Raw genomic sequence first — 11,887 nt, 5'->3', positions numbered from 1 at the left:
TCCCGGGCCGGGTACCCGCATTAACGGCCCGGGAATGGCCACCATTCGTATCAGGAGGCGGGATTCATGGGCATTGGCGGATGCATCGCACTCATCGCGGTGGGGGCGATCCTCACGTTCGCGACGGACTGGGAGGCCGAGAGCGTCAACCTCGACCTGGTCGGGGTGATCCTGATGGCGGTCGGCATGATCGGCATCGCGACGTTCACGAGCATCGCAAAGCGCCGCCGCGCGGTGGTGGCACCCCCGACGGTGATCGAACGCGACCACCACCAGGGCCTGTAACCCCACCCGGCAACCAACTCCGGCCGTTCCGGGCCAACTCCGGCCCGCCCGCGGCAACCTCAAGCCCGTCCGGGCCGACCCAAGCCCGTCCGGCGGGCATCTCCAGCCCGTCCGGCGATTGAGGACACACCCACCACCGGCGGCCCGTTCTCAACCCGTCCGGCGGGCAATTCCAGCCCGTCCGGCGATTGAGGACGAACCGCCCACCGGGCGGCCCCGGCCCCACCGCCCCACCCCCAAGACCTACGCGTCGAGCCCCGCCAGCACCAACCCCAACCGCCCAACCCCCGCGGAGCTCACCCGCACCGGAACCCCCCAGTCCTGCTGGTGCACATGGCACGCCGGGTACTCGATCTCCGGCGCGTCGTCGCAGGACGCCGCCATCGCCGAGACGTGCAGCACCCCCTCGGTGACCCCGTCGGCCAGCACCAGGTCCCGGCCCAGCTCCGTACCGGCACCGGCACCCTCCGCCAGCAGCTCCGGCGGAGTGGCGGAGACCAGGAGCCGGGTCGAGGGACCGTAACGGGTGTCCAGCTTCTGCCCCTTGGGCGCCTCGAAGACGACGTCCAGCCGCAGCGCGCCCGGCGCGACATCGGTCGCGGCGCGCTGCGTGCGGTGCGCCACCGACTCGACGCGGACGGCCTCCTCGGGCAGCCGCAGCCGGGTCAGCCGGTGCCTGGCGGACTCGACCACCACGATGTCGTCGCCGACGAGCACCGCGTCCGACGGCTCCCGCAGATCCGTGGCGAGCGTCGTGACCTCCCCGGTCGCCGGGTCGTAACGGCGCAGGGCGTGGTTGTACGTGTCCGACACGGCCACCGAGCCGTCCGGCAGGGCGGTCACGCCGAGCGGGTGCTGGAGCAGCGCCTGCTCCGCCGGACCGTCGCGGTGGCCGAAGTCGAAGAGCCCGGTGCCGACGGCGGTCCGTACGGCGAAGCCGTCCCCGTCCCGCTCCACGTACCGCAGCGCGCTGGTCTCGGAGTCGGCGACCCACAGCCGGTCCCCGGTCGCGGCGAGCCCCGACGGCTGCGCGAACCACGCCTCGGCGGCGGGCCCGTCGACCAGGCCCTCGTTGGTGGTCCCGGCCGCGACCTCGACGGTGCCGGTCGCCGGGTCGTACGTCCACAGCTGGTGCACCCCGGCCATCGCGATCCACAGCCGGTCGTTCCACCAGGCCACGTCCCACGGCGAGGAGAGCGCCACGTCGAGCGCGGGCCCGTGGGCCGGTGAGCCCTGCCACCACTGGCTGCCCGTGCCGGCGAGGGTCTCAACGGCGCCGGAGTCCGGGTCGTACGCGCGGACGGCGTGGTTCACGGTGTCGGCGACCGCGATGCGGCCGTTGGGGAGCGGGGCGAGCCCCTGCGGCTCGTTGAAGGCGGCGTCGGGGCCGTCGCCGAAGCCGCGCTGCCCCGTGCCGACGCGCCGTACGACGCTCTCGCCGTCCGCCGCCAGCTCGACCAGCTGGTGCCGGGTGGAGTCGGACACCAGGAAGTTCCCCGAGGGCAGCACGACCGCCTTGCCGGGGAAGCGCAGGTCGGTGGCGACGGGCTCGGGCGCGACATAGGGCCCGTCGCCACGCCGCAGGGTCCCCTTCGCGGCGTGCTCGGCCTCCAGCTCCTCGACCAGTTTCTCGATGGCGTGCGCGTGGCCCTCGCCCGCGTGCTGGGCGACGACGTACCCCTCGGGGTCGATGACGACGAGCGTGGGCCAGGCCCGTACGGCGTACTGCTTCCAGGTCTCCAGCTCCGGGTCGTCCAGGACCGGGTGGTGCACCTCGTACCGCTCGACGGCGTCGACGACGGCCGTGTGCTCGGCCTCGTGGACGAACTTCGGCGAGTGGACGCCGATCGTCACCACGGTGTCGCTGTGCTTCTGCTCCAGCTCCCGCAACTCGTCCAGGACATGCAGGCAGTTGATGCAGCAGAAGGTCCAGAAATCGAGCAGGACAATGCGTCCGCGCAGGTCGGCGAGGGTGAGCTCGTTGCCTCCGGTGTTCAGCCAGCCGCCCTTGCCGATCAGCTCGGGGGCACGGACACGGGCACGGCGGCGGGGCGCGGGAGCGGGCTGCGGGGCAGGCTGCGGGGCGGGATCGTTCATGGTTCAAGCTTGCCATCCGGGTGTGAACACCGGATCACACGCTCGCCCGCGCCCCGTCCCCTACGGATCGCCCGCCAGGACGAGCGCTTCCCCCGCCTCCGTACGGAAGTACAGCACCGACCGGCCCGCGCGGCGCCGGCGGATCAGCCCCGCGTCCAGCAGGACCTTCAGATGGCGGCCCACCGAGCCGAGCCCCTGGCCGGTCAGCGCCACGAGCTGCGTCGTGCTCTTGGGGGCGCCGAGGAGGACGAGGACTCCCGCACGCGCGGGGCCCAGCAGCGCCCGCAGCGGCTCGGGCACCCGCGCCCGGCCCGTGTCGGCGAGGGTGCCCGCGCACGCGTACACCACGGCGTAACGGTCCGCGTCCCAGGACACCCAGCCCGTGTCCGGCGTGACGGGCACGAACATCAGCCGCACGCCGGGGATCACCTGCGAAGGGCCGCCGCGTGTGTTGATCTGGAGGCGGCTGCCGCCCAGCCAGCGCATGCCCGGACGCATGGCGCTCAGCGCGCTCGCCCAGCCGCCCTGGCTCAACTGGGCCGTACGGGCGACGACATCGGCCTCGATGAGACGACGGCGGCGCGGCCAGTACGGCAGCACGGTCTCGGCCCACACCCACTCCAGGACGGTGGCGGCGCGTTCCGGCAGGTCGGAGCGGTGCAGTCGGGCGGGGACGGGGCCGTCCAGGGACAGGAGGAGATCGTCGCGGGCGCGCTCGGGCGGGGTCTCCCGGATGCGTACGAGCTCGTCCTCGAAAGAGGGTTCGCCGTCAAGGTCGCCGGACGGCGTCGGCGTGATGAAGTCCGCGTTCCAGGTGCGGCCGAAGGCCGACCGTACGAGCAGCGCCGTGACCGGGTCGGCCGCCTGCCGGGCCCGGTAGGCGGGCAGATGCGCGTCGAGCCAGGCGCGCTCGCCGGGGTGCGCGCCCGCGTGGGCGGCCGTTCCGCGCTCCAGTGCCTTCAGGCTCGCGACGGTCTCGGCCAGGGGTGAGACGACGAACCGGCTGCCCGCCAGGGTGTCCGCGTCGATCTGCCACCAGCCCATGTGCCACCTCCCCGCCCCGTGCCCTCTCGCCCTGATGTTTCGCGCTGGTGCGAAACATTAACGCGCCGTCTGCCGCCCCATCGAGACTCCCGAGCATGCGTACCTACCGGGAACTCTTCCGTACGAAGCAGTTCGCTCCCCTCTTCCTGACCTCCGCCGCACAGGTCGCCGCCCAGACCGTGAGCGGACTCGCCCTGGGCACGCTCGTCTTCACCGCGACCGGCTCGCCGCTGCTCTCCGCGCTCGCCATGTTCGGCCCCTCGCTCGCCCAGGTGATCGGCGCGACCACGCTGCTCTCGGCGGCCGACCGGCTGCCGCCGCGCGTCACGCTGACGGTCGTCGCGTTCGTCTTCGCGCTCGGTACGGCCGCCACGGCCCTGCCCGGTCTGCCGATCGCCGCCGCCCTCGCGATCGTCCTCGGCCTCGGTGTGGTCTCCGCGCTCGGCGGCGGAGTGCGGCTCGGGCTCCTCAACGAGATCCTCTCCACCGAGGGCTATCTGCTCGGGCGCTCCACGCTCAACATGTCGAGCGGCCTGATGCAGATCGGCGGGTTCGCGACCGGCGGCGTCCTGCTGACGGTCCTGTCCCCGCGCGGCACTCTGCTCATCGGCGCCGCCCTGTATCTCACCGCGGCCGCCGTGGCCCGGCTCGGCCTCAGTAGGAGGCCGCCGCGGGCGACCGGCCGCCCGTCGATCTCCGCGACATGGCGGAACAACGCGCTCCTGTGGGCGTCCCCGCCCCGCCGCCGCGTGTTCCTGGGCCTGTGGGTGCCCAACGGGCTGGTGGTGGGCTGCGAATCCCTGTACGTGTCGTACGCGCCGCAGCACGCGGGCATCCTGTTCGCCGCCGGTGCGGCCGGCATGCTGACGGGCGACATCCTGATCGGCCGCTTCGTACCCCGCCGCCGGCGGAGACGCCTGGCCGTCCCGCTGTTGCTGCTGCTCGCCGCCCCGCACCTGCTCTTCGTCCTGGCGCCGCCGCTGCCGCTCGCCCTGGCCGCCGTCATGCTCGCCACCGTCGGCTACGGGGCGAGTCTGGTGCTCCAGGAGCGTCTGATGGAGCTGACCCCGGAGGCACTGAGCGGGCACGCGCTGGGGCTGCACTCCGCGGGCATGCTCACCATGCAGGGCGTGTGCGCGCTCCTGGCGGGCGCGGTGGCCGAACTGACCTCGCCCGCGACGGGGATCACGGTGCTCGCGGCGGCCTCCATGACGGTCACCCTCGCGCTGGCACGCGGGCTGCGGGCGGGAGCGGCAGCGAAGGGCTCTGTCGTCCGTACGCGTACAGGTGACGCCGTTCCACCGTCCCCCGGCGCCCCGGTGGGTACGGATCCCGCATGAAGTACTTGGTGCGCGACAAGATCTTCGCCATCGGCGACGACTACTGGATCGAGGACGAGCAGGGCCGGCAGGCCTTCCTCGTGGACGGAAAGGCGCTGAGGCTACGGGACACGCTGGAGCTGAAGGACCCCCAAGGGCGCGTCCTGATCACGCTCCGTCAGAAGCTGCTCAGCCTGCGGGACGCGATGACGCTCGAACGGGACGGCGAGCCACTGGCCACCATCCGCAAGAAGAAGCTGTCGCTGCTCCGCAACCACTACCGGGTCGCCCTGGCCGAGGGCACCGAACTGGACGTGAGCGGCCGGATCCTGGACCGCGAGTTCGCGATCGAGTACGACGGCGAACTGCTGGCACATGTCTCACGCCGGTGGTTCCGGGTGCGGGAGACGTACGCCGTCGACGTGATCCGCGACGACTCGGACCCGTCGCTGCTGATCGCGGTGGCGGTGTGCGTGATCCGAATGGCGGAGAAGGAACGCGAGGAGGGCTGAGGGGCGGGGCGGGCTCTCGGGCTCAGCACCCGCCCGGCACACCCCCGGACCGCCCGGCACACCCCCGGACCGCTCGGGGCTCAGCGGCGTGGGGCAGTCACGCCCAGCAGGCGGTCCTTCAGGACGGGGAACTGCTCGCGCGTCGTCGCCACCTTCGACAGGTCGAATTCGACGGTCAGGATCTCCTCGCCCGGCCCCGCCTCCGCCAGCACCTCACCCCACGGGTCGACCACGATGCTGTGCCCCGACTGCTCCACCCCGGCGTGCGTCCCGGCCGTCGAGCAGGCCAGCACGTACGCCTGGTTCTCCACCGCGCGCGCCTGCGCCAGCAGCGTCCAGTGCGCCCGGCGGCGGGCCGGCCAGCCCGCCGGGACCACGAAGACCTGCGCGCCCTCGTCCAGCAGCCCCCGGAACAGCTCGGGGAACCGCAGGTCGTAGCAGGTGGCCAGGCCCAGCACCGCGTCCGGCAGCGCGACGGTCGCCAGCTCGTCGCCGGCGCCCATCAGGGTCGCCTCGCCCTTGTCGAAGCCGAATCGGTGGATCTTCCGGTAGGAGCGCGCGAGTACGCCGTCCGGGGAGATGACCATCGCGGTGTTGTAGAGGTCGGCCGCGCCGTCCAGGACGGCCTCGGGGGCACGTTCCACGATGGACCCGGCGTGCAGCCAGACACCCGCGTCACGCGCCGCCTCCGACATCGCCCGGAACGTCGGGCCGTCCAGCGTCTCCGCCTCGGCGGCGAACGACTCGTAAGCGAAAGCACCCACCGGCCAGAGCTCGGGCAGGACCACCAGATCGGCGCCGCGCTGCTCCCGTACCAGCGAAGCTGCGCGCTCCCTACGGGAATTGACTGATTCGTCCGGGTCTACTGCGATCTGGATGAGGGAGGCGCGCACACTACCACCGTCCTGGCATTCGAGCCGTCTACACGGGCCTACGATCGTCACACGAAAGCACTGCCGGGGTGCCAACGGGCAGCGTAACTTAGGCTCTCGAACCTCCCACGCAGCCCACAGCCCGCCGCCCGCAGCCAGCAGCCCAGCCCGCTAACCGCAGAACCGTCGAGGGGTCCCGTGACCGTCCATCCCAGCCTTCAGAACTACGCCGATGCCTGGTCCCACTCCATTGAAGCCATAGCCGAGCTGGTCCAGCCACTCGTCGAGGGCGAGTGGAACCGGCGCACGCCGTGCCCCGGCTGGTCGGTGCGGGACATCGTCTCGCACGTCATCGGTCTCGAATGCGAAATGCTCGGGGACCCACGCCCCATCCACACGCTGCCGCGCGACCTGTACCACGTACAGAGCGAGATCTCCCGCTACATGGAGATGCAGGTGGACGTACGGCGCCACCACACCGCTCCGGAGATGACCTCCGAGCTCGAATACACGATCATCCGCCGCAACCGCCAGCTGCGGAACGAGAACCGCGCGCCCGACGCCATGGTCCGCGCCCCGCTCGGCACCGAGCAGACGCTCGAGCAGGCCATGCGCACCCGCGCGTTCGACATCTGGGTGCACGAGCAGGATCTGCGTACGACGCTGAGCAGGCCCGGCAACCTCGACTCGGGCGGCGCGCTGGTCACGCGCGACGTGCTCCTCGCCGCCCTCCCGAAGGTCGTCGCGAAGGACGCGGGCGCGCCGCCGAACACGGCGATCGTCTTCGACGTGCACGGCCCCGTCGAGTTCCTGCGGACGGTCCGCGTCGACGCCGACGGCCGCGGCACGATAGACGGCGCACCCTCGCTCGGCCCCGCGGTGACGCTCGCGATGGACTGGGAGACGTACTTCCGGCTGGCGTGCGGGCGGGTACGGGCCGCCGCGGTGCCGGACCGGATCAAGACGGACGGGGACGCGGACCTGGCGGCGGCGATCCTGCGGGAGTTCGCTGTCACGCAGTAGCGCCGCCCGGCGCGCGCGCCTCCTTACGTAGGCGCAGACGTGGACGTGGACGCGGACGTAGCTCGGCGCTCAGGCGGGTACGTGCACGGCCTCCACCCGGCTCGCCACGAGCCGCTCACGCTCCCGCCGCGCCGTGCGCGCCCGCAGCCGCAGGATCTGGACGATCCCGAGCGCTTCGAGGACGAAGACGGAGGAGAACGCGACGCGGTAGTTGCCGCCGGTCGCGTCGAGCAGCACGCCGACCGCGAGCAGCGTCGTCATCGAGGCCACGAAACCGCCCATGTTGACGATGCCGGAGGCGGTGCCCTGACGGGCCGGCGGGTTCGCGGGCCGTGCGAAGTCGAAGCCGATCATCGAGGCGGGCCCGCACGCGCCGAGGACGACGCAGAGCGTGATCAGCAGCCACATCGGCGCGTGGGGGCCGGGGTGGGCGAGCGTCGACGCCCAGACGAGCGCGGTCACGCCGACCGTGCCGAGGGCCAGCGGGGCCCTGGCCGCGTGGTGGCGGGCGATGATCTGCCCGTAGACGAGGCCGATCACCATGTTGACGAGGACGATCAGGGTGAGCAGATCACCGGCCGTGGCCCGGGACTGCCCCTGGGCCTCGACGAGGAACGGCAGGCCCCACAGCAGCAGGAACACCATGGCGGGGAACTGGGTGGTGAAGTGCACCCAGAGCCCCAGCCGGGTGCCGGGCTCCCGCCACGACTCGGCTATCTGCCTCCGTACGTAGGTCGCGCCGGCGTGCTCGGACGGCGGCGGTTCGTGGCCCTCGGGGTGGTTCTTGAGGAAGAACAGCATCAGTACGAGGACGACGACACCGGCCATCGAACTGCCGACGAACGTCGTGGTCCAGCCGAGGTCGCTCAGCAGCCGGGCGATGACGAGGGTGGAGACCAGATTGCCCGCCATCCCGAACAGCCCGGTGAACTGGGCTATCAGCGGCCCCTGGCGGGCCGGGAACCAGTGGGCGCCCAGACGCAGTACGGCGATGAAGGTCATCGCGTCACCGCAGCCGAGCAGCGCGCGGGCGGCGAGCGCCGTGCCGTAGGAGGGGGCGAGGGCGAAGCCGAGCTGGCCGATGGTGAAGAGCGTCACGCCGATGGTGAGGACCCTGCGGGTGCCGAGCCGGTCGACCATGAGGCCGACGGGTATCTGCATCCCGGCGTAGACGAGGAGCTGGAGGATCGAGAACGTGGAGAGGGCGGAGGCGTTGACGTCGAAGCGGTCGGCGGCGTCGAGCCCGGCGACGCCCAGGCTCGTACGGAAGATGACGGCGACGAAGTAGACGGCGACACCGACGCTCCACACGGCGACGGCGCGCCGGCCGCCGGGCGGGTCACCGGGGAGGGTGAGTGCGGGGCCGCGCCCCGACGGCCCGGAGGGTCCGGGGCGTCCGGGGGGATCCGAAGGTCCGGAAGGTCCCGAGGGTCCCGTACTCACCTGGCCTCACCCCGGATGAGCACCTTGACGCGGCTGACGTGGGCGCGCACGCACCGCGCGGCGGCCTCCGCATCACCGGCCCGGATGGCTTCGAGCAGTTCGGCGTGCTCCGTGATGCTCGTCCGTACGCGCTCGGGGTGCGCCTCCATGACGGCGACGCCCATCCTCAACTGCCGGTCCCTGAGCTGGTCGTAGAGCTTCGAAAGGATCTCGTTGCCCGCGTTGCGCACGATCTCGGCGTGGAAGCAGCGGTCGGTGACGGCCACGGCGGCGAGGTCCCCCTCGTCGGCGAGACGGCGCTGCTCCTCCAGCAACTCCTCCAGGCGCGCGATGAGCCGCGCGGACGCGGGGACGGCCTTGCGGGCGGTGAACTCCTCGACCAGCAGGCGCGTTTCGACGACATCGGCGATCTCCTGTGCGGAGACGGCGAGGACGAGTGCGCCCTTCTTGGGATAGAGCTTGATCAGCCCCTCGACCTCCAGCTTGAGCAGCGCCTCGCGCACGGGGGTACGTGACACCCCGACGGCCTCGGCGAGTTCCCCCTCCGTAAGGAGGGTCCCGCCCTGGTAGTGCCGGTCGAGAACACCCTGCTTGATGTGGCTGTAGACGCGGTCGGCGGCGGGAGGCTGTTTCGCGGGGGCGGCGGGGGAGGTGGCGGCGGGCGCGGCAGGCATGTGCACAGCTTAGATACAACAGGCATGCGACGGGGGTAACGTCCACATCGCGGAACAACATGAAGCGATACCGAACGAAAGATTTCCCGGGTGTTTCGTGCATCCCTTCGGACCCCTCGCGCGTCTTTCAGTGGACTCCTCATTTATGGGTGGGGGTCCAATTCACTTCAGACCAACGCATTTGCGACATCGGAGCGTTCCTTTGATAACAAGTCTCCCGGGCGTGCGCAGAAACGTGCGTAGAACCACCGTGGTCGCCCTCACCGCCGGCGCCATGCTGACGGGCACGGCCCTGGTCGCTCCCGCGACCATGGCGGCCGAGTCCGCGCCGACGGCCGCCGCCGCTGTACCGACGATCTCGGGCAAGGGCGCCTTCCTGCTGGACGAGACCACCGGCAAGGCCCGCTACACCAAGACCGGGGACACCCGGCGCCAGATGGCCAGCACCACCAAGATCATGACCGCGGCCGTCGTGCTCAACACCAAGGGCATCGACCTCAACCGCAAGATCACCATCAAGCAGACGTACCGCGACTACGTGGTGCGGGAAGGCGCGAGCACCGCGGACCTTCGCACCGGCGACAAGGTGACGATCCGCCAGCTCCTGTACGGCCTGATGCTGCCGTCCGGCTGCGACGCGGCGTACGCCCTCGCGGACGCGATCGGCACGGGCTCCACGGTCGCGGCACGCACGAAGTCGTTCATCTCGAAGATGAACGCGAAGGCGACCGAGCTGGGCCTGAAGAACACCAAGTTCGACTCGTTCGACGGCATCTCGCAGGCCGGCAACAACTACACGACCCCGCGCGACCTGGCGACGATCGCCCAGTACGCGATGAAGAACTCCGCGCTGCGTACGGTGGTCAAGACGACGACCATCAAGACGTCGGCCACCAGCAGCACGGGCGCCACGCGCACGTACACCTGGCACAACACGAACCAGCTGCTCGGCTCGTACTCGGGCGCGTTCGGCATCAAGACCGGCACGGGCACGGCCGCCGGGCCCTGCCTGATCTTCGCCGCCACCCGTAACGGCAAGACGCACATCGGCGTCATCCTGAACGGCACGGACCGCTACAACGACGCGGCGAAGCTCCTCGATTACTACTCCGGCGCGTCGGCCGCGCCGACGATGAAGCTCCGCCAGCTGCCGGCGGGCGCCCAGCGCGACTGACCCCCCTGCGGGATGCGGTAAAGGGGCGCGGCCACCACCTGGTGGTCGCGCCTTCTGCTTGCCGCGACGGCATCCCGTCCACGGACCGAGCCCCGCGCGCCCCCTGTAGCCTTCCCCGGTCAGGGATCGCAGCGTGACAAGGAGGACGGGTGGCCGGTCAGCGGATCACGACCCGCAATGCCCGCTTCCAGCAGTGGCACGCGCTGCTCGCCAACCGCAACAAGCGCAAGCGCCAGAACGAGTTCCTCGTCCAGGGCGTGCGGCCCATCACGATGGCCGTCGAGCACGGATGGAACGTACGCGCCCTGCTGTACGACGCGAGCCGCCCGCTCTCGCGGTGGGCCGAGGAGTTGCTGCGCGGCATCACGACCGACCGTGTCGCGATGGCCCCCGAACTCCTCGCCGAACTGGGCGAACGCACGGACGGCGCGCCCGAGGTCCTTGCCGTGGTCGAGATGCGGCCCGACGACCTGGGCCGGATCCCCGTCCATGAGAACTTCCTGGGCGTACTGTTCGACCGCCCCACCCAGCCCGGCAACATCGGCAGCATCATCCGCTCCGCGGACGCCTTCGGCGCGGACGGCCTGATCGTCACCGGCCACGCGGCGGACGTCTACGACCCCAAGGCCGTACGCGCCACCACGGGCTCGCTGTTCGCACTCCCTGTGGTCCGCAGCCCCTCGCACCACGAGGTGGCCGAGTGGCTGTCGAAGGAGCGCGCGGGAGGACGACCCGTCGCGGTCGTCGGCACGGACGAGCGCGGCGAGGCCGACGTCGACCAATTCGACCTCACCCAGCCGGTGTTGCTCCTGATCGGCAACGAGACGACCGGCCTGAGCACGGGCTGGCGCGAGTTGTGCGACCACGTGGTCAGCATCCCGATGTCGGGCTCGGCAAGCTCCCTGAACGCATCGAACGCGGCGACGGTGACCCTGTACGAGGCGGCCCGCCAGCGCCGGGTCCGCCGGGAAGTGGGATGACCGTCGACGAGGGCGCGGAGAGCGCACGACAGGCGAACATCGGCGGCGCCGTCCCACAGGTGGTGGGCGGGGTCATCGCCGTGGTCTGCTGGGCCTCCGCCCCGGTCCTGCCCGCCCTGGCCGTCTTCGGCGATCTCCACTGGGCCTGGTCGTTCTTCTCCCTGCTGATGGTCCTCAGCGGTTCCGTCATCTGGTCCGACACGGCCGAGGCGAAGGCGGACACGGCGCGCCTGCGGCAGTCGGGACGGCCGGCCGTGGCGGAGATAATCGCCGCGGAACGTGTCGACCCGGGAGACGGCTCGGCGGACATCTCCGTGCTGACCCTGCGGATCAGCGGCGCGGACGTCCCGGCCTTCGAGGCGGCCTACCGGTGCGACCACGAGGACCGTTTCCGGGTCGGGGCGAGCTTCGAGGCAGTCGTGGATCCGTCCGACAACCTCTTCACTCTGATACCGCTGTGACGG

The 11,887-nt window shown here is 71.4% G+C and carries 12 protein-coding genes; 7 read left to right on the top strand and 5 right to left on the bottom strand.

Going from position 1 to position 11,887, the window contains the following annotated elements:
- The first annotated feature begins 66 nt into the window (after positions 1-66).
- Positions 67-285 (top strand): DUF6458 family protein, encoded by a 219-nt coding sequence (locus tag ACFWHU_RS14340; RefSeq protein ID WP_385792064.1) that lies wholly within the window; start codon positions 67-69, stop codon positions 283-285.
- 243 nt (positions 286-528) lie between these two features.
- Here ACFWHU_RS14340 and ACFWHU_RS14335 read toward each other — a convergent pair whose 3' ends face one another.
- Positions 529-2,382, bottom strand: a complete 1,854-nt coding sequence (locus ACFWHU_RS14335; RefSeq protein ID WP_387225051.1) for an NHL domain-containing thioredoxin family protein — start codon at positions 2,380-2,382, stop codon at positions 529-531.
- 60 nt (positions 2,383-2,442) lie between these two features.
- Positions 2,443-3,426: an ArsR/SmtB family transcription factor gene (locus ACFWHU_RS14330; RefSeq protein ID WP_385792062.1), complete on the bottom strand. Its 984-nt coding sequence runs from the start codon at positions 3,424-3,426 to the stop codon at positions 2,443-2,445.
- A 95-nt stretch (positions 3,427-3,521) separates the two neighbouring features.
- Between ACFWHU_RS14330 and ACFWHU_RS14325 the strand changes: the two genes are divergently transcribed.
- Complete coding sequence (locus tag ACFWHU_RS14325; RefSeq protein ID WP_387225050.1) at positions 3,522-4,766, top strand: MFS transporter; 1,245 nt, start codon at positions 3,522-3,524, stop codon at positions 4,764-4,766.
- Positions 4,763-5,257, top strand: coding sequence for an LURP-one-related/scramblase family protein (locus tag ACFWHU_RS14320; protein WP_385792060.1), 495 nt, complete (start codon positions 4,763-4,765; stop codon positions 5,255-5,257). Before ACFWHU_RS14325 ends, ACFWHU_RS14320 begins: the two co-directional genes overlap by 4 nt.
- An 80-nt stretch (positions 5,258-5,337) precedes the next feature.
- Here the strand turns inward: ACFWHU_RS14320 and ACFWHU_RS14315 are convergent, their stop codons facing one another.
- The gene (locus ACFWHU_RS14315; protein WP_387225049.1) at positions 5,338-6,150 is read right to left on the bottom strand and encodes a carbon-nitrogen family hydrolase; all 813 of its coding nucleotides are present in this window, start codon (positions 6,148-6,150) and stop codon (positions 5,338-5,340) included.
- Between the two features lie 177 nt (positions 6,151-6,327).
- On the opposite strand from ACFWHU_RS14315, the gene ACFWHU_RS14310 reads away from it, so the two are divergent.
- Positions 6,328-7,152, top strand: coding sequence for a maleylpyruvate isomerase family mycothiol-dependent enzyme (locus ACFWHU_RS14310; protein ID WP_385792058.1), 825 nt, complete (start codon positions 6,328-6,330; stop codon positions 7,150-7,152).
- A gap of 69 nt (positions 7,153-7,221) precedes the next feature.
- On the opposite strand, the gene ACFWHU_RS14305 is transcribed toward ACFWHU_RS14310, so the two are convergent.
- On the bottom strand, positions 7,222-8,463 hold the full coding sequence (locus ACFWHU_RS14305) for an MFS transporter (protein WP_359807151.1): 1,242 nt from the start codon (positions 8,461-8,463) through the stop codon (positions 7,222-7,224).
- 128 nt (positions 8,464-8,591) lie between these two features.
- On the bottom strand, positions 8,592-9,269 hold the full coding sequence (locus ACFWHU_RS14300) for a GntR family transcriptional regulator (protein WP_385792057.1): 678 nt from the start codon (positions 9,267-9,269) through the stop codon (positions 8,592-8,594).
- Positions 9,270-9,543: 274 nt separating this feature from the next.
- On the opposite strand from ACFWHU_RS14300, the gene ACFWHU_RS14295 reads away from it, so the two are divergent.
- The 3 genes from ACFWHU_RS14295 to ACFWHU_RS14285 all read left to right on the top strand — a co-directional run bounded on the left by ACFWHU_RS14295 (position 9,544) and on the right by ACFWHU_RS14285 (position 11,884).
- Positions 9,544-10,443 carry a D-alanyl-D-alanine carboxypeptidase family protein gene (locus tag ACFWHU_RS14295; protein WP_385792282.1) on the top strand — a complete coding sequence of 300 codons (900 nt, stop codon included), beginning with the start codon at positions 9,544-9,546 and terminating at the stop codon, positions 10,441-10,443.
- A gap of 149 nt (positions 10,444-10,592) precedes the next feature.
- The gene (locus ACFWHU_RS14290; RefSeq protein ID WP_385792056.1) at positions 10,593-11,423 is read left to right on the top strand and encodes an RNA methyltransferase; all 831 of its coding nucleotides are present in this window, start codon (positions 10,593-10,595) and stop codon (positions 11,421-11,423) included.
- On the top strand, positions 11,420-11,884 hold the full coding sequence (locus ACFWHU_RS14285; RefSeq protein WP_387225048.1) for a hypothetical protein: 465 nt from the start codon (positions 11,420-11,422) through the stop codon (positions 11,882-11,884). The genes ACFWHU_RS14290 and ACFWHU_RS14285 overlap by 4 nt, the downstream gene beginning before the upstream one ends.
- Positions 11,885-11,887 lie beyond the last annotated feature (3 nt).

The organism is Streptomyces sp. NPDC060366, from assembly GCF_042725135.1.
GTDB lineage: Bacteria > Actinomycetota > Actinomycetes > Streptomycetales > Streptomycetaceae > Streptomyces.
This window is presented reverse-complemented; position numbering and strand designations above follow the sequence as displayed.